Raw genomic sequence first — 17,561 nt, 5'->3', positions numbered from 1 at the left:
GCACAGCCATGACCGACGAGAGCCTCAAATCCCGCGTTGAAACGTGGATGGTCAAACAGATGCCGATCATCCAGATGCACGGCGGGACGAGCATGGTCCGAGAGGCCGACCCCGAGACCGGCCAGGTCGTCGTCGAACTCGGCGGCACCTGCTCCGGCTGTGGGATTTCCAATGTCACCGCCCAGAACATCAAGCGCGATATGTTCATGGAGTTCGAGGAGATCGAAGACGTCGAGGTCAAAGTCCCCTCGACCGGCGACACCGGCGCGGACACGGTCGAAGGCGGCCGCGGCGGCGACGTGCAGTACTCCAACGAATCGGCCGGCCACTTCTAACTCGACGACCACGCGCCCGGCTCTCGTCGCGCTACAACGAGTCTTCCAACGCGGCTGCGACGGCTCTCGCTTTCTCCGCGACTTCCTCGCTCACCAACCCGGCAGCGACTGCCCCGTCGAGTTCGTCGTCGTCGACGCGCTCGACTGTTCCATCGGGGTGCTTCAACACGTCGACGTGGAGGTCGATGTACCGAACCGTGTCCGGGAAACACTCGACCGGCGTGCAGATGTTGACGTAAGTNNNCCCGATCAGTGAGTCGTCGCGCTCGCGGTAGACGGTCGGATACCACCAGCGGCCCTCCCGGAACGTCGTCGTCGCCGTGTCGCCTTCCGAGCGCGGCACCCCGAGGCCGTCGTAGCTGCCGCCGCCTGACATCTCGCGGACAACCGTGACGGAATCCGCGTCGCGCTCGGTGACTGCGCCCGAGCCGAGGCTGATCAGTCGCCCGTCGGGTTTGCCGTGGCCGATTTCGATCTCGTCGCCGACAGTCGGCCCGAAGTTGTCGGCGACGACGCTGAACGGGAACGCATCGTCCGTGTCGCCGAGATCGCTGGCCGAGCAGAGCGATTCGACGAAGTCGACCGCCGCGCTCGCGCCGTCGCTGCCGGCTTTGGTTCGATGGTGGCCCGCCATCGTTTCGGTCACCTCGCGGCGACTCTCGTCGAGAGCGAACCGTGATTCTCTGCCGAACCAACACCAGTAGCCCGCCCCTTGGGTGAACAATTGCTGTGGTGCCTCGCCCTCGCCGGCGGCCTCGCCACTGCTATCGAGTTTCTCGGCCACCGTTTCAGCCTGTGCGCTCGCGGCTTCCAGCGCAGCCCGTAGTTCCTCCATCGACGCCTCGGTCGCCGCGTGCTCCCACCGGATTCGCCAGCCCTCGGGTGCGGCAACGTCCAGCAGATCGACCATCCCGAGCAGTTCCCGGGCGGCGGCCTCGTTGTGGCTGTCGACCGTCGCCGACCCGGATTCCGGCAGCAGCGTCACGAGTCCGGTCGAGACACGGATCTCGCTTCCGAGTCGCCGTCGGTTGTCGCGCCACGGCGGGGCTGTCTCTCGCACCTGCACGCGGACGGTATCGCCGCTGTCGATGTGGTCGTCGACCGCGTCGAACGGAAGGTAGCCAGTCGATTCGCCGAGATCGACGGTGGCTCCGCGCCGCTGGGTGTCGGTGACGCGCCCGTCGAAAACCGCGCCGACTGGGGCCGGCTCAGCCCAGCAAAAGGTGTCGATACCGACTTCGCTGAGTCGGTCGACCACATCGTCGACGGCCGCTGGCTCGCCGGCGACGGCGACCCCCTGTCGGTCGGCTGTCGTCTCGATCGCAACGTCGTGGCCGCCGGCCCCGAACTCGGCGTCGAACCGGCGTTTGATCGGTTCGGAGGCGTCGACGACGGTCCAGCCCGCATCGAGACACAGCTTCGTCAGCGCGGTCGCGTAGATGCCGCGGACCCGGACGCAGTGGGCCTCACCTTGCATACTCGGGTGTTGCCACGGCCCTGTTTGAACCTTGCCGCTTCGCTTCGAGTCGCCATCGCCCACAAGATTATGTGCAGTCGCCCGCTCCACTCAGGCGATGCGTGACTGGCTGGGCCACCGCGCGGCAGCGACGCCGAACGAGCTCGCGGTCATCGACGCCGACAGCGACACCCGATGGTCGTACTCCGGGCTCGACGCCGCCGTTGACGAGACCGCCGGCCGGCTGGCGGCCCTCGGCGTCCAGCCCGGCGAACAGGTCGGCATGCTCACCTCGACGGGTTTTCTGTCGATGTGTCTCCTCCATGCGGCCCAGCGGCTCGGCCTCCATCTCGTCCCGCTCAACAGCCGCCTGACGGCCGCCGAACTCGCCGCCCAGATCGAGCAGGTCGATCTCTCGATGCTCGTCTGTGACGCCGACACCGAGCCGGAGGCCGTTGAGGCGGCCGACGGCGTTCCCGTCGCCTCGATCGACGAGCCGCAGTGGGATTCCGTCCAGTCGTTCAAAACGGTCGAGCCGGAGTCGGTAACGCCCGCCGAGTGGGCCCGCGACGACACGCAGTTGATCGTCTTTACCTCGGGATCGACCGGTCGACCGAAACCGGTCGTGCTGACGATGGGAAACCTACTCGCCAGCGCGATCGCCTCGGCGTTCCGCCTCGGTGTCGACCCCGATGATCGCTGGCTGTTGACGCTGTCGCTGTACCACGTCGGCGGGATCGCGCCGATCTTCCGGTCGACGCTCTACGGGACTGCCGTCGTCCTCCGCTCGGAGTTCGAGCCGGGGCGGGCGGCAGACGACATCGACCGCTACGACGTGACGGTCGTCTCGGTTGTGCCGACGATGCTCAAACGGATGCTTGACCGGCGGGGAACGCTGTCTGACTCTCTGCGGGTCGTCCTGCTCGGCGGCGCGCCCGCCCCCGGATCGCTGCTCCGCCGCTGTGAGAACTACTCGATCCCTGTTCATCCGACCTACGGGATGACTGAAACCGCCTCGCAGGTCGCCACCGCGCGGCCGCAGGCGGCCTTCGAGAACCCGTCGGCCGTCGGCGCGCCGCTGTTGTGGACTGATCTCACGATCGTCGACGACGGCGGGTCGGTCGAGCAGGGCGAGACGGGCGAGATCGTCGTCGCGGGGCCGACCGTCACGCCGGGCTACTACGGCGATCGCGTTGGCGACGACGAGGACCCATTCTGCGAGTATGGGCTACGAACGGGTGATGCCGGATACCGAACCGACGACGGCGCGCTCGTGGTCTGCAACCGGATCGACGACCGGATCCACAGCGGCGGCGAGACGATCGACCCCGGCGAGATCGTCGATGTCCTCCGCGAACAGCACGGTATCGACGACGCGGCCGTCGTCGGCCTGCCGGATGAGGAGTGGGGCGAACGCGTTGCCGCGCTCGTCGTGCCCGTCGACAGCGACCTCACGCGCTCGGCAGTCGAAACGGCCTGTCGGGATCGGTTGGCCGACTTCAAAGTGCCAAAGACGATCGAGTTCGACGAGGACCTCCCGCGGACGGCTTCGGGTTCCCTCGACCGCGAGGCAGTCAGGGAGCGACTACAGGAGTTGGCGGACGACCGCGCTGCCGCTGAGAACGCTCTGGATGGGCGCGCGGCGATAACCAGAATCGAGGATCCACAGCTCCCCGCCGGCGACGGCACCGACGACGAGACTGCCGATCACAGCGATGCTGATATCGACGACGAGCCAGACGATAGTGCTGATGCCGACGAATCCAGCGACGACGTTGATGACGACACTGACGACTCCCAGTAATCACCGACAGCAGACGCGAACCGCAACGTTGCTGTTCCTCGCCCACCAAGGCCAAACCAATGGTAGAGCTCACTGGCGACCTCCCACGGCGACGCTTTCTCAAAGCGGCCGTCGCGCTCGGCGGCACGAGCGCGCTGAGTGCCTGTGTCGATCGGTTCGGTGACGAACCGGTGCCGGCCGGCGACCCCGCGGCCAAACCGCCGAGCCAACACGCGTGGCGCGAGTACATCCGCCACGACGAGGACGGGAACTCCCAGCTTCCTCGCCACCAGATCCTCCTGTACATCGATTTCGACGGCGACGGGCCGCCGTCTGCAGACGCACGGGCGACACTGGAGGAAGCCCTCGGCGTCCTCGACCGCGCCTACGAGTGGAGCCACCGGGGCTTGCTGCACTCGATCGCCTACTCGCCATCGTACTTCGACCGATTTGAGGCGTCGCTGCCGGCTGCGATCGATCTGCCACAGCCGACGGCCCTTTCGCCGTTCGAGTCGCCGACGTTCGACACCCAAGACGCGGTCGTCCACCTCGCTAGCGATCGCGCCGCGGTCGTCCTCGAAGCCGACGCCGCCCTCCGTGGCGAACGCGAAACGGCCAATGATGAATCCGTGACGGCGACGATTACCGATGTCGCCACCGTCGACTCCCGGCGCACCGGGTTCGTCGGCGCGGGCCTCCCGGCGAAGAATCAGGACGCTGCCGGCATCCCGGACTCCAAGCCGGTCCCCGAGGCGTCGCCGCTGTTCATGGGGTTCAAAGCCGGCTTCCGCGGGAACCAGGCCAGCGAGTCAGCCGTCACCTTCGACGACGGCCCCTTCGCCGGCGGGACGACGAAGGTGATCGCTAATCTCCGACAGCGACTCGACGACTGGTACGGCGAGCAGTCCTACGAGGATCGGGTGATGGAACTATTCAGCCCGAGCCACGCCGAGCAGGGCCTCGTTGAGGGCATCGGATCGAACCTCGGCGATGACAGCGGGATCGACCAGTTCGTCGATGACATCGAGCGCGACGCCCGCGAGTTCGGTCGCGTCGGCCACGCGCAAAAGGCCGCCCGTGCCAACCGCGACGACGACGGCAACGTCCGGCTGCTCCGCCGACATTTCGAATCGACCGACGACATCGGCTCCGATCAGCGAGTCGCCAGCCTCCATTTCCCATCCTTACAGCAGCGAGTCTCCGAGTTCGAGGCTGTCCGCCGGGCGATGAACGGCACGAATATGACCGAGGTGACGCCGGCGGTCCGCCAGCGGGTCAACAACGGCATCCTCGAATATATTTTCACGCGTCGCCGTGGCTACTTCCTCGTCCCGCCGCGGCGGCACCGCTCGTTGCCGACGCCGCGACCGGAGTAATCGCGGCCGGTCGACCCATCTCGTATCTGATCCGGCACGCGGCCTTGCTCGTCGGTTAGGTGTTCACCACTGCGAGCTCCGTATTTGCCAGCATCTTACCCTTCTGTGTCAGCCCCACGCCGTCATCGGGGTGGGTGACTAATCCGTGCTCAAGTGCCTGCTCGTAGATCGACTCGAATTCACTCGTATTCCCGTCAGTGAGCGAGTGCATGGTCTGTTTGAGGTCCTGCGTGCTGTAGTAGCCGATGACCAACTGGGTTTCGGCTTCGCTCACATCCGCTTCCTCGATCTCGGCCTGGAGTTCGGCGTACTCAGACCGGAGATATCGGTTGAACAGGTGTTGGAGTCGATCCTCATGCAGGCTCAGGTAGCTGGTGGTTCGTGTCTGGAACTCCATGTGATCGACCTTGATCACATCGCGTTTCGACCCACGGAGGGTCCGTTTGCCGAACTGAATATTCACGATGTCGCCAAGCGCGATCGATTTGGTTGCCGAGCCATCCAGTTTGAAGACCACGCGCTCGGGGTCGATTGCGACCTCCACTCGTTTCGCGGCTGTGTCCCGCTGTTGGCCACCCTTTTGGGCTCCAAATTCCACGAGCCCAGCGGCTCCGTTGATGATCGCCGCGAACAACTCATACTCGAAGACATCGGCGACCTCCGGATCATACTCGATAAAGCAGACGCGCGCGGTTTCTGCAGCCGTGAATTTGATCCCGAATGCCTTCTCAAGCTCGTCCGTGAATCGCTCGGAAGGGGTGCCGACAGTGAGGTCCGTCACCGCAGCGAACTCGATATCCAGTGCTTGACTGCCGGCCCGAAGCGAGATACCGTCGCCGTCGATCTCACACACGCCGTTCTGGATGTCCGACCGCCTGATGGCGTTGGAGTAAAACCGCGTCTGGAAACTGGCCGTGGGGCCAGTCGAATCATCGACGACGCTCATAGTTCCGTGTAAGGTTTAGTCACGCCCTGCTATTGTATATATCCCCAGTATCACGTTCTCGCCACCGACACGGTCAGGAACAGCGACGCGCTCAGCGAAAAATCAGACTGCGTCGTCAGGGACCTGCAGCCGCATCTCGTCCATGGTCAGGAACGCGGTTTCGTAACCCTCGTGGCGGGCAGCCTGTGGGACCGTCGAGACGGTGAGCGTGATTTCGTCGCCAGCAGCGAGGCCGTCGACGACCGCGCCGTAGTGGAACCCCAGTTCCGGATCGATGCCGGGGGCGAGCCGGCCGTCGAATCGTGGCTCCGCATCGTCGCCAGCCGGGCCGACACTCATATCGAGTCCCATACCGGGAATCACAAGCTTGTTGTAGGGCGTTTGGGCGGAGATGGCGACGTAGGTACTGCCTGTGTCGCTGCCGCTCTCGCTTGCTTCGTTGCTGTCGCCGCCGCTTGTCGCGTCGCTGTCGAGGAACCGGCTCTCGGAGAGGTGCTGGACGCGGAACCGTGCGTCACCGCTCGTTGCTTCGCCGATCCGGCGGCCGGGTAGCGGATCGGGAGCCCGGCCCGTCGGCAGTCCGTCCATCTCCATCGGCTCTAAGGCGTCCCTGCTGCCGGCTTCGTCCTCAAGGACGGTATAGGTGATCTCGTTGCGAGCGGCTTCGCTGTACTCGAAGGGGATCGTCGCTGTCGCCGCGTCTTCGAACAGGCCGTCGAACGCGCCAAAGCGGTTGATCCGCGTGCCGCCGACGCTCACCGTGACTTCGTAGCTCCCGTCGCCGTTGAGCGGGAAGTTCGCGCCGTAGTGGAACCCCATCCGCTGGGAGAGCATCGAATAGATCGCCTCTTGGCTGACGAGCGAGCCGTCCTGTGTGACCTCGACTGAGAGCCCGGTGCCGGGAATGACCGTCCCCGTCGGCTCGTGGAACGGGATCGACATCAGATGCACCGCGTCGTCCCGCTGGATCTCGGTTCGGTTGGTGACGTACTCACCGCCCTCGTTTTCGAGCGTCCAGAACCGATGGGGATAGCTGTACATCACGCCGACCGTGATATCACCCGCCGTCTCCATCCCGATCGGCTTCATTTCCTCGTAGTGCGTGGGAAGGTACACCGCATCGGGCCGGTCCTCAAGGACAGCGGGAGCGCGGCTGGTCGTGGTTTCGAAGTCACCCGTACAGCCCGCAACGGCCGTCGATGCCGTGATTCCGGCAACCGCGAGGAACGTACGTCGGTTCACAGTTGGCCTTGGGTCGTGACGGAAATGTGCGTTCTGGTTCGGCCGCCGCGCGAGAAAACGAAACCCACAGGCCGCTCCGCCGATTGCCTCCGCTATGCAGGGACCACACGAGGTCGTCGTCCTCCGTTACGGCCACCGCCCCGGCCGAGACGACCGGATGACGACCCACGTCGGCCTCACCGCCCGCGCGCTCGGCGCGGATCGCGTGCTCCTCCCCGACAACGCTACCCAAGCCGCCGAGACGATCGCCGATATCACCGGCCGCTTCGGCGGCCCCTTCGCGGTCGAACAAAGCGACAGCCAGCAGGGAATCGTCCGAAACTGGGACGGCCCGATCGCCCATCTCACGATGTACGGCCAGCCGATTCAGGACGTCGAAAGTGATGTTCGTTCGTCGCTGGAGACCGGCCCGCTGCTCGTCGTTGTCGGCGGCGAGAAAGTGCCGTTCGAACTCTACGAACACGCCGACTGGAACATCGGCGTGACGAACCAACCGCACTCGGAGGTCGCCGGGCTGGCGGTGTTCTTGGATCGGCTCTTCGAGGGCCGAGAACTCGACGAAGAGTGGCTCGACGCCGACCGGACGGTGATCCCGAAGGAAACGGGCAAGAAGGTGATCCCGGTCGAGGAAGCCGGTGCTGAAGTCAGTGACTCCGAGGCTGGCGACGACGCCACGACCGACACTGACGCCTAACTCGGCCGCGGGCCGTGTTTCCGCTGTCCCCCAGTCGGAGCTTTTAACCGAGTTCACCGCCGAGAATTCGGTAATGGCTTTTGAGGAGCTACTGAACGATCCAGTCATCCAGAAATACCTCCACGAGCTGGTCGGCCCGGAAGGCATGCCCGTTGCCGCCGCGCCGCCGGAGGGCGAGGTGACTGACGAGGAGCTCGCCGAAGAACTCGATCTCGAACTCAACGACGTTCGGCGCGCGCTGTTTATCCTCTATGAGAACGATCTCGCTTCCTACCGTCGTGTCCGCGACGAGGACTCCGGCTGGCTTACCTATCTGTGGACGTTCCACTACGACAACATCCCGGAAAACCTCGAAGAGGAGATGGAACGCCTCCTTGCGGCCCTTGAGGAACGCGAGGAGTACGAGCGCACCCACGAGTTCTACCTCTGTGAGGTCTGTTCGATCCGCTTCGAGTTCGGCGACGCGATGGATCAGGGCTTCCAGTGTCCGGAGTGTGCCTCCCCGCTGGAGTCGATGGACAACGACGACCTCGTCGGGGCAATGGAACAGCGACTCAACACCCTGCGTGAGGAACTGAACGCCGACATCCACGCGGAAGCCGACTAAATGGTCGTCCTTGCCACCAAGTGTTACGTCGAGGGCGATGCCCGCGAGCGATCGCTGAAGAGCCTCGGCTCGCTCATCGACAACGCCGTCGGCGACCTCCACGTCGAAAGCGAAATCGGCGTCCGCAGCGACGACTTCGTGACGGTGACGATCACCGGCGAAGACGCCATCGCTGCCCGTAATGTCCTCCGCAAGCAGTGGGGCGAGATCACCGACCACTTCGACGCCGGCGAAACCTACACCGGGACGCTCGAATCGTGGGACGAAGACGGAATAACGCTCGACGCTGGCGAGGAAATCAGGATTCCAGCCAGCGAACTCGGCCTCGGGCCGGGCGATCCAACCCAGATCCGCGAGCGGTTCGGCCTGATTCAACATTTGCCGATGGAGTTCGTCTACGGCGACCCCTCGCGGCTCTCGGATGACGAACGCGACCGACTCTACGAGTGGCCGCGTGGCCCCGGCCGCGTCAACGTCAACAGCGCGACTCGCGGTGAAGTTCGGGCGACAGTCAACCGTGCGGGCCACGCTCAGGACATCGTCACTGTCGAACGCCTCGGCCTGCTGGAACAGTCGATCATCTGCGGTGAGGGGACCGACCCGCCCGGCCTGCTAGCATCGATCGGCGAATACCTCCCCGCGGAACTCCGCTGTGTCATCGGCGACGAGTAAGCATGAACCGACGCCTCGCGTTCGCTATCGTCGCGGTGCTCGCACTCACGGCCACGGCCGGCTGTCTCGATTACGTCACCGGTGGCGGGGAGATCGCCGATGACGTCCTCGACGCCGAACCCGCCGAACCCTACGACTGGGAGACTGACCGCAACGTCAGCCTGACGCTGCATACCGGCTCGGAAGTCCAAGCCGTCTACAACGTCTCGGCCGACCAGCGGCTCCGGCTCTATCAGGCCACCAGCATCGGCCAAGAGGGGCCGCTCGATATCTCCGCAGTTCGATTCCGCTACGCCAACGGGACCGTCATCACGGGAACGGAACTCCGTGACAGCGGCGGCGGTGAGATCGATCAGACACCCGATGAGGTCTATGTCACGCTGCCGGCCGACGGCCAACTGGCCTTTTCAGCGGGGGCGACCCCGCGCCGGCTGACGCTGCCGACGTACGTCGATGGCTCCTACGAAGTTCTCCTCCCCGAAAACAGCCGGATGGACTTCTTCCTCTTTAGCAACGCCGTTCCACCGGGTGCGCAAACCGAACTCGTCGACAACCGCGTTCGCGTGACGTGGGACGACGTCTCGACCGACACGATCCTCGTCCAGTACTATCAGGAGCAGGATCTCACGATCTTTGCGGTTATCGTCGCCCTGCTGTCGGCGATCGCGGTCGGCGGGCTCTACTACTACCGCCGGCAGATCGACCGCCTGCATGCCGCTCGTATCGAGATGGGCGTCGACGAGGACGACGATGACGGAGGCCGAAACCGATGAACGTCGCCATCGTGACCATCGGCGACGAGCTACTGGCCGGCGAGACGGTCGATACCAACGGCGCGTGGCTGGCCGAACAGCTCGCCGCCCGCGGGTGTACGGTCGAACGCATCACGACGCTGCCCGACCGGATCGAGGACATCGCCAAAGTCGTCAACGAGTATCGGGCGGCCTACGACGCCGTGCTCGTCACCGGCGGCCTCGGGCCGACCCACGACGATATGACGATGGCAGCGGTCGCCCGGGCGGTCGGTCGTGAGATCGAACACCACCCCGAAGCCGAAGCGTGGCTCACCGAGGAGGGCGGCTACAGTGCCGACAATCTCGACGAGGGAACCACGTACCTCCCGGCCGGCGCGCGAATGCTCCCGAACGAGGTCGGCGTCGCGCCCGGCGCGGTCGTCGAATCGATCTACGTCCTGCCGGGCGTTCCCGCCGAGATGAAAGAAATGTTCGAGCGCGTCGCTACGGAGTTCAGCGGCGATCCGATCTACACCACGACCGTCGTCGCCGACGAACCCGAAAGCCAACTACTCGACCGACTCGCTGACGTGCGCCAGCGGTACGCTGTGGATGTCGGGAGCTATCCCGGCGAGTTCGTCCGCGTGAAGTTCCGCGGGACCGATCCCGACGCTGTCGACAACGCTGCCGAGTGGTTCGCGGAGCAGGTGACTGTCGCCGAGTCCGACGAGGAATAGGCGGCTCAGCGGAAGACGAGGGCGAGCCAGCCGAGTGTGAGAACGATACTGGCGACGAGGATGACGGCGGCCGTCTCGAAGATCGGCAGCGGCGCGGATTCCAGTGGGAGCATTACATCCGGGTAGACAGCCGACCGGTTTAATTGTTTGAGATTCTGGCGTCGATAGTCAGCGTCGTTTTCGATCCGCCGCCGTCGCTCTCAGCCGCTCGTGTCGGCCGCGGCTGCTCTTGCGGCTGCTCGGGAAGGAAGCTGCGTGTACAGGACGGCGGCGACCGCAGTAAGCACGGCGAGCAGCAGGAACGCCTCGTCGAATAGCGCGGCGTCGGCCATCGTCCCGACGAACGTGGACCCGCCGGCCGCCAGCATGAAGCTGATCGTCCGGAGCGCGCCCCATGCCGTCCCGGTCACGCGATCCGGCAACACGGCGATGATGTAGGCGTTCGAGACGCTCGTGATTCCCAGTCGCACGCCGATCAAAAGCGACACCAGCGCGACCAGGACGACGCTATCGACGAACGGAATGGCCGCCAACACCGGGATGTTCGTCGCGGCGACGCCGACCAAGACAGGCCGGTCGCCAAACCGGTCGGCGAGGCTGCCCGACGCGAGTTGTGCGACGCCGCCGCTGATGAACATCAGTGAGAAGATCGCCGCCGCCGTCGGCTGCGCCAAATCTTTGACCGAGACCAGATAGGTGACGAGGAACGCCGAGACGCCCTGAAACGCGAACGTCATCAGCGTTGTCGCCACGATGGCGATCCCGACGCCACGGCCCCGCAGGGCATCGAGGAGGTCGCTAACGCGCTGGCGGGGCGCGGTCCCGACGGCTCCGCCGCCGGTTCCCGGCACCGTTCGCCAGACGAGGACGGCTCCGATGAGGAGCGGGACTCCGAGCGAGCCGACGATGAGCCGCCAACTGTAGGTTTCGACGAGCGAGCCCGCCGCCAGTGGGAGGATCGCTGAGCCGAGCGAGCCGGCCGCCAGCGTCGCGCCGATTGCGGTGCCGTCATGATCCGGAAACGTCCGCGAGAGTGCCGTGCCGCGGGCCGGGCCGTAGAGACCGGTCGCCAGCCCGAAGATTCCACAGCCAACGAGGAAGGCGAGGAACGCCGGCGCAGCACCGAGGAAGACGACGCTCGCCGCGGTCAACAGCAGGCTGCCGGTCAGCAGGCGACGCTCGCCGAGGCGGTCGATCAGGAGGCCGCCGGGCGATTGCATTAGCCCATACGCTGCCCAGATGATCGTGATTGCCACGCCGGCACCGGCATCGCTGATGCCGAACGTGGCTTTGACCTGCGGGAGCACCGCGGGCACGAGAAACCGGCCGCCGAGGACGAACACCCAGCCTGACGCGATCGCCAGCAGCGTCCACCCGCGGCCGTCGCCGCGGAGATCCCGGAGTGCCATACGGACGGTCGATTCCGGTGATAGGAGTGGGTTCCGATTCAGTAGCCATGGGACAGGACGCTTTTGGGGCCGCCACCCGACTCTCGGGTATGCGACTCGGCGTCCTCGTCAATCCGATCGCCGGCATGGGTGGCCGGATCGGGCTCAAGGGAACCGACGGCAAGGTGGCCGAAGCCCGACAGCGCGGGGCCGAACCGCGCGCCCCCGAGCGCGCCCGCCGGGTGCTCGATCGACTGGCCGAGCGCGATCCCAGCATCGAGATCGTCACCGCCGGCGCGCCGATGGGAGCCGACGCCGTGCGGGCGGCCGGCTTCGATCCACGGGTCGTCTACGAGCCAGCCGGGCCATCAACCACCATTGACGATATCGAACAGACTGAGTCCAGCGGCGACACCGATACGACTGCTGGTGACAGCGACACGACCGCTGCCGATACCAGAGAAGCGGTCGAGGCCTTCGTCGACAACGACGTTGAACTCGTGCTCTTCGTCGGCGGCGACGGCACTGCGGCCGACGTAGCCGAGGCGCTGTCGGATACCGTGATTCCGCTGCTCGGCGTGCCTGCCGGCGTCAAGGTCTACTCCTCGGTGTTTGCGGTCTCGCCCGAAGCCGCCGCCGACATCGTCGTTGAGTTCGACCGCATCGAGCAGCGGGAAGTGATGGACATCGACGAGGAGGACTATCGGGCTGGCGAGGTCAGTCCTGAACTCCGCGCGGTCGCCTCCGTCCCCGTCGCCGACGGCCTTCAGTCGGCCAAACAGCGGGGCGGCGGCAGCGTCGAGGCCCTTGCTGAGGGGGTTGCCAGCGGTGTCGATCCCGAGACGACCTACGTTCTCGGACCGGGATCGACGATGGCGGCGATCAAATCCGCGTTGGGCTTCGAGGGCTCACCGCTCGGCGTTGACGTGTGGCGCGACGGCGAGGTCCTCGCTGTCGACGCCAGCGAAGACGAGATTCTCGCGGCGATGGGCGAGCAGAACACGATCATCGTTTCGCCGATCGGCGGCCAAGGGTTCGTTTTCGGCCGTGGGAACCCGCAACTCTCGCCGGAAGTTATCCGGCAGGCGGATGTCGAGGTCGTCGCCTCCCGATCCAAACTTGATGACCTGCGCGCTCTCCGTGTCGATACTGACGACCCGGAGTTGGACGCCGACCTCAGCGGCTGGCAGCAGGTCCGAGTCGGCAAATTCGAGACGCGGATGTTGAAGATCGTCTAGATTCGTCCAGTTTTCTATCGTGAGAGACAATCACATATTGATATTTCTCAGGGAAGCCATGTCGCTTCAACATACCTCCAAATCTACCCATTGTATGCATACAATTAAGCGGGTACAGCCCCCAGCGACCGTATGGAAACGCGGAAAGTCCAGCGACTCGGTCCGTCGACGCTGGCGATGACGCTGCCGGCGGAATGGACCAAAGAGCACTACGTCGAAAAGGGCGATGAGGTCTCGATCCGGATGGGCGGGAAAGGCACGCTCACCGTTCTTCCGGAATCAGCCAACACCGAGGAAAGCGAGGCGATCATTCATGCCGACAACCTTGATGCGGGCGCGGTCGAACGCGCGATCGTTGCTCAGTACGTCCTTGGGCGGCGTGTGATCCACGTCCAGAAGGAGGAAGACGCCCTCGATTCCGAACACATCAACGCGGTCTACAAGGCCGAAACGCAGTTGATGGGTCTCGGCGTCGTTGAGGAAACACCCGAACGCATCGCTATCCGCTGTTCGGCCGACCCCGAGGACTTCACGCTCGACAATCTCCTCGAACGCCTCGAAAGCACCGGCAGCACGATGCGCGGCGAGGCCGTCAAGGCGTTGGCCCACGGCAACAGCGACCTGGCACAGCGCGCGCTCAACCGCGAGCGNCAGGCNAACAANATNTTCGTCCTNCTGNTNCGNCTNATNTTCACNGCCTACCAGAACCCGAACCTCNNNCGGGCGGTCGGNCTCGANTCCNGCTTCCCGCTNATCGGCTACCGCTCGGTGGCGAAGAACCTCGAACTCACCGCCGACAACGCCGAGGATATCGCCGAAACCGTCGCCTCCGCCGAGGAGCCACCGGATGTCGACAGCGGAACGATCCGCCGCATTCGAGAGTTCACCGAACAGATCGACGAGTTGACCGCAATGGCCGTCCGGTCTGTCGTCGAACGCGACTACGATCTCACGGTCAAATGTCGCTACCTCTTCGGCGAGATCTCCGACCGCGAACAGGAGATCCTCGACGACCTCGAAGAGCTCCCGAACGACGAACTGCTGCAGATCCGCGAGGTGCTGGTCAGCCTCCAACACACCGCGGAGTACGCGATGCGGAACGCCGAGATCGCCGCCAACCTCTCGCTGAACGAAGCCTCCGAGCACGTCGAGATCAAATAACGCGGCGCAGTCTTTGCTTTTTGCTATTCACTGATCGCCGACGAGCGGGGTCGAATGAACTAAGTTGCCACCGCGGCAGCCTTCGGTATGGAACACGGCGACGGAACCGACAAGGGAATCGGCGTAGCGATGGCACTCGGCGTGGTAGCGTTTCTCGGTGCCGGCGTGATGTTCGCCGGTGGCACGCAGCTGTTTCAGGCGTGGGGCTTCGCCGCCGCAGTGATCGCCGCCTCGCTGGCGGTCGTAGCACTCCAGATCTACGACGCCTAACGCTTTCTGGCGTAGCTAACCGCCCACCGGCGACGTTGCGGGCGGACGTAATCGTTAAGCCTGTTTGGCTCCTTCTTCCCGTAGATGACCGACTACACCGAGGAGGAGAAACGGATCGTCGCCTATCTCCGTGACAGCGTCGCACGAGGTGAACGATACTTCCGGGCGAAAACCATCGCCGACGCCATCGGTCTCTCCTCGAAACAAGTAGGGGTCCGCCTCCCACAGCTCGCCGAGAAATCCGACGATGTCGATATCGAGAAGTGGAGCCGCGCCCGCTCGACGACGTGGCGAGTCACCCCTGAATAGGCCGACATCCGCCGCTTCCGCGCCCTTTTTGACCCTCCCTCCCCAGCATCGAGTAATGACCGTCCGTGTTGCACGGACCTTCGAGTTCGACGTGCCCGGCGACCGCATCTGGGAATTCATTGCCGACCCGGTCAAGCGGGCCGGCGCGATCAGCGTCGTCGACTCCTTCGATATCCACGACGAGAGCCGCGCGACGTGGCACGTGAAACTCCCGATCCCGCTCATCAACTCGACAGTAACTGTCGAAACCCAAGAGGTGCTCCGGGAGCCGCCAACACGAGTCAAATTCGAGGGTCGCTCGAAGGCACTCCGGGTGACTGGCGAACACACGATCACCGAGACTGATGGCGGCTGCCGGCTCAAAAACGAGTTCGTCGTCGACGGCAAACTCCCGGGCGTCGAACGCTTTTTCAAACGGAATCTCGACACCGAACTCGACAACTTGGAGGCGGCCCTCCGGGCTGATATCGCCTGAGCCATGGACCTCGCTGTCGTCCAACTGGAGATCACCCCCGGCGCGGTCGAAACCAACCTCGAAGCCGCCCGCGAGGCCGTCGCCAATGCCGCGAACGACGGAGCCGACCTTGTCGCCCTCCCCGAACAGTTCGTTGTCGGTTTCTTCGCGTTCGACGACTATCCTGACCACGCTGCCGGCCTCGACGAGGATCTCTTCGACCGACTCGCCGCGATCGCCGCCGACAACGATGTCGGTCTCGTCGCCGGCAGCACCGTCGAAGACCTCGCGGCCAGCGCGGCCGCCGGCTACGATGTTCCCGCCGATGAGGGCTACGCGAACACGTCAGTCTTTTTCGACCGACAGGGTCGTCAGCGCGGCGTCTATCGAAAACACCACCTCTTCGGCTACGAGTCGGCCGAAAGCGAACTGCTCGTGCCCGGCGAGTCGCTGTCGGTCGTCGACTTTGCGGGTGTCACGGTCGCCATGACCACCTGCTATGACCTCCGGTTTCCCGAACTCTACCGACGGTTGGTCGATCGCGGCGTCGACCTCGTCGTCGTTCCGAGCGCGTGGCCTTACCCGCGGATCGAACACTGGGAGACGCTGGGCCGGGCGCGGGCCATCGAGAACCTCTGGTACGTCGCGGCGGTCAACGGCGTGGGGACGTTCCCGGACGCCGGCGCGGAGCTCTGTGGCCGCTCGACCGTCTACGATCCGTGGGGTACCGCCTGCGTCAGTACGGGCGCGGAGCCGACGACGATCCACGCCGAGATCGACCCCGACGAGGTGGCGTCGGTTCGAGGGTCGTTTCCAGCACTCGATGACCGCCGTCTCGACGACGCCTGAACTCGCGGACGGTGGGTTTTTACCGCTTAGTGTCCAACTACCGGTGCCGACGAACTGACGCTTTTCTCGTCACCGTCGGCGATAACCGCCTCGCCCACACCTCGCCGGTCACCTGCGGACGCTGGCTACGGTTTCGGGGGCTGCCACGGCCCGCGTCCGCTTCGATCCCGTATTCGATTGATTGCTGACTCACAGGTGTCGGTACCGGGCGTTTCCCCCCGTGCTTCTTGCCAAACGTCCAGCGAACACCGGTTCGTCACTATTGTTTTCACAAAGCGACAGCAACCTTTGGTTTTGATTTGGATATTAGTAGAGATATTAGGATTTAGCGAACGATATATATGTCTCTCGCCCCAAATGGCTGGTAATGTCAATACTGGAGGTGACAGCGAACGGCGTTCGGTGAGGCGGGACACCGGGGCGTGGGCGGTCAGTTCCCACGCCACCGGTTGCAGCGTGGTCGGTCGACCCCAACTGACCTGTTTCCCCATTTCACGGCCGTCCCCCACGGCCGCCGGGTCGACGGATGTGCGATCACGCGCCCAACGTACTGACGACCACCACACTCCACTTGCCCCTCACATCCGGGCAGCTACTCATCCTTTTGCCCCGATTCGGTTCGACCCTCCCAACGCCACGCCACCAGCGTGTCGTGCGGCTGTCGCACGGGAGGTTTTTACTATGGCGGTCGAATACATACGGTAATGAAATCGACACGGAAGGGACTCCGGGACGACGAACTCTACAAGGACAACTACGAGCGCGTCGCCTGCAGCGAGTGTGAGGAGACGCTGAAGAAGCGAAATCCGGACGACGAGGTGTTTGCGATCCGGACCTGTCCGGAGTGCGGCCGCGAGTGGAAAGAACTACCCTGAGCTGGCACCCTGCCGTGTGGATTAGCGGAAGCGGAACGTTTCGAGGTTTTTCGGTGCGAACGTTCGGATGTCGAACTCGTGGTAGAGTGCCGACGAGAGGTCTTGCACCGAGCGTTCGTCGCCGTGAACGCAGAGGATCTTTTCGGGCCGTGGGTTCATCGTCCGGACGAAGTCCATCAGCCCCTTGCGGTCGGCGTGGCCGGAGAAGCCGTCGACGGTTTCGACATTCATGTTCAGCGTGAGTGTGTCGCCGCGACCGCCGTTGTAGCTGTCGTTGATCGGAATCTCGTCCCAGCCGTTTTGGATTCTATTGCCGAGCGTCCCCTGTGCCTGATACCCGACGAAGACGAGCCGGGAGTCCGGGTCCGTACCGAGATGCCGCAGCCACGACATGATCGGNCCGCCGGTGANCATCCCNGANGTCGAGAGGANNAT

Annotated in this window: 19 protein-coding genes and 1 pseudogene (1 of these 20 cut by a window edge); 15 read left to right on the top strand and 5 right to left on the bottom strand. The window is 64.5% G+C overall.

All coding sequences use genetic code 11. The annotated features are described in order from the left end of the window. Window positions 1–8 precede the first annotated feature (8 nt). On the top strand, window positions 9–335 hold the full coding sequence (locus tag EGH24_RS10270) for a NifU family protein (protein WP_142980055.1): 327 nt from the start codon (window positions 9–11) through the stop codon (window positions 333–335). 31 nt (window positions 336–366) lie between these two features. Here the strand turns inward: EGH24_RS10270 and EGH24_RS10265 are convergent, their stop codons facing one another. Further along, complete coding sequence (locus tag EGH24_RS10265; protein ID WP_142980054.1) at window positions 367–1,812, bottom strand: DUF402 domain-containing protein; 1,446 nt, start codon at window positions 1,810–1,812, stop codon at window positions 367–369. 97 nt (window positions 1,813–1,909) lie between these two features. On the opposite strand from EGH24_RS10265, the gene menE reads away from it, so the two are divergent. Continuing rightward, window positions 1,910–3,595: an o-succinylbenzoate--CoA ligase gene (gene menE, locus EGH24_RS10260; protein ID WP_142980053.1), complete on the top strand. Its 1,686-nt coding sequence runs from the start codon at window positions 1,910–1,912 to the stop codon at window positions 3,593–3,595. Between the two features lie 59 nt (window positions 3,596–3,654). Then, window positions 3,655–4,950, top strand: coding sequence for a DUF7405 family protein (locus tag EGH24_RS10255; protein WP_142980052.1), 1,296 nt, complete (start codon window positions 3,655–3,657; stop codon window positions 4,948–4,950). Between the two features lie 55 nt (window positions 4,951–5,005). Here EGH24_RS10255 and EGH24_RS10250 read toward each other — a convergent pair whose 3' ends face one another. Both EGH24_RS10250 and EGH24_RS10245 read right to left on the bottom strand, forming a co-directional pair. Beyond that, window positions 5,006–5,896, bottom strand: coding sequence for a CheF family chemotaxis protein (locus EGH24_RS10250; RefSeq protein ID WP_142980051.1), 891 nt, complete (start codon window positions 5,894–5,896; stop codon window positions 5,006–5,008). Between the two features lie 102 nt (window positions 5,897–5,998). Next, window positions 5,999–7,138, bottom strand: coding sequence for an iron transporter (locus tag EGH24_RS10245; RefSeq protein ID WP_142980050.1), 1,140 nt, complete (start codon window positions 7,136–7,138; stop codon window positions 5,999–6,001). Between the two features lie 94 nt (window positions 7,139–7,232). Here EGH24_RS10245 and EGH24_RS10240 point away from each other — a divergent pair, with 94 nt between their 5' ends. From EGH24_RS10240 to EGH24_RS10220, 5 genes are all read left to right on the top strand, one after another. Then, on the top strand, window positions 7,233–7,832 hold the full coding sequence (locus tag EGH24_RS10240) for a tRNA (cytidine(56)-2'-O)-methyltransferase (protein WP_142980049.1): 600 nt from the start codon (window positions 7,233–7,235) through the stop codon (window positions 7,830–7,832). A gap of 73 nt (window positions 7,833–7,905) precedes the next feature. Next, window positions 7,906–8,439, top strand: coding sequence for a transcription factor (locus EGH24_RS10235; RefSeq protein WP_142980048.1), 534 nt, complete (start codon window positions 7,906–7,908; stop codon window positions 8,437–8,439). Further along, window positions 8,440–9,111 carry a DUF2110 family protein gene (locus EGH24_RS10230; protein WP_142980047.1) on the top strand — a complete coding sequence of 224 codons (672 nt, stop codon included), beginning with the start codon at window positions 8,440–8,442 and terminating at the stop codon, window positions 9,109–9,111. Between the two features lie 2 nt (window positions 9,112–9,113). Further along, complete coding sequence (locus tag EGH24_RS10225) at window positions 9,114–9,884, top strand: DUF5803 family protein (protein ID WP_142980046.1); 771 nt, start codon at window positions 9,114–9,116, stop codon at window positions 9,882–9,884. Then, window positions 9,881–10,582, top strand: a complete 702-nt coding sequence (locus EGH24_RS10220; RefSeq protein WP_142980045.1) for a competence/damage-inducible protein A — start codon at window positions 9,881–9,883, stop codon at window positions 10,580–10,582. Before EGH24_RS10225 ends, EGH24_RS10220 begins: the two co-directional genes overlap by 4 nt. A 200-nt stretch (window positions 10,583–10,782) precedes the next feature. Here EGH24_RS10220 and EGH24_RS10215 read toward each other — a convergent pair whose 3' ends face one another. Continuing rightward, window positions 10,783–11,991: an MFS transporter gene (locus tag EGH24_RS10215; protein ID WP_142980044.1), complete on the bottom strand. Its 1,209-nt coding sequence runs from the start codon at window positions 11,989–11,991 to the stop codon at window positions 10,783–10,785. Window positions 11,992–12,080: 89 nt separating this feature from the next. Between EGH24_RS10215 and EGH24_RS10210 the strand changes: the two genes are divergently transcribed. The 7 genes from EGH24_RS10210 (at window position 12,081) to EGH24_RS15385 (ending at window position 17,126) form a co-directional block, all read left to right on the top strand. Further along, window positions 12,081–13,208, top strand: coding sequence for an ATP-NAD kinase family protein (locus EGH24_RS10210; RefSeq protein WP_142980043.1), 1,128 nt, complete (start codon window positions 12,081–12,083; stop codon window positions 13,206–13,208). A 132-nt stretch (window positions 13,209–13,340) separates the two neighbouring features. Next, window positions 13,341–14,369, top strand: coding sequence for a PhoU domain-containing protein (locus EGH24_RS10205; protein ID WP_142980042.1), 1,029 nt, complete (start codon window positions 13,341–13,343; stop codon window positions 14,367–14,369). 87 nt (window positions 14,370–14,456) lie between these two features. Continuing rightward, on the top strand, window positions 14,457–14,639 hold the full coding sequence (locus tag EGH24_RS10200; RefSeq protein WP_142980041.1) for a DUF7525 family protein: 183 nt from the start codon (window positions 14,457–14,459) through the stop codon (window positions 14,637–14,639). Between the two features lie 84 nt (window positions 14,640–14,723). Beyond that, on the top strand, window positions 14,724–14,948 hold the full coding sequence (locus tag EGH24_RS10195; RefSeq protein ID WP_142980040.1) for a DUF7123 family protein: 225 nt from the start codon (window positions 14,724–14,726) through the stop codon (window positions 14,946–14,948). A gap of 55 nt (window positions 14,949–15,003) precedes the next feature. Continuing rightward, a complete protein-coding gene (locus EGH24_RS10190; protein ID WP_142980039.1) occupies window positions 15,004–15,423 on the top strand; it encodes an SRPBCC family protein in 420 nt (139 codons plus the stop codon). 3 nt (window positions 15,424–15,426) lie between these two features. Next, window positions 15,427–16,251: a nitrilase-related carbon-nitrogen hydrolase gene (locus EGH24_RS10185; RefSeq protein WP_142980038.1), complete on the top strand. Its 825-nt coding sequence runs from the start codon at window positions 15,427–15,429 to the stop codon at window positions 16,249–16,251. Window positions 16,252–16,955: 704 nt separating this feature from the next. Beyond that, on the top strand, window positions 16,956–17,126 hold the full coding sequence (locus EGH24_RS15385) for an HVO_0758 family zinc finger protein (protein WP_185903299.1): 171 nt from the start codon (window positions 16,956–16,958) through the stop codon (window positions 17,124–17,126). Window positions 17,127–17,147: 21 nt separating this feature from the next. On the opposite strand, the pseudogene EGH24_RS10180 reads toward EGH24_RS15385, so the two are convergent. After that, a pseudogene (locus EGH24_RS10180) lies at window positions 17,148–17,561 on the bottom strand (beta-CASP ribonuclease aCPSF1); it runs 1,512 nt beyond the window's last position.

It is taken from the genome of Halonotius terrestris (genome assembly GCF_006861665.1).
In the GTDB taxonomy this organism is placed as follows: domain Archaea; phylum Halobacteriota; class Halobacteria; order Halobacteriales; family Haloferacaceae; genus Halonotius; species Halonotius terrestris.
Note: the sequence above shows the minus strand (reverse complement) of the source record. Positions and strands in the feature narration are given on the sequence as shown.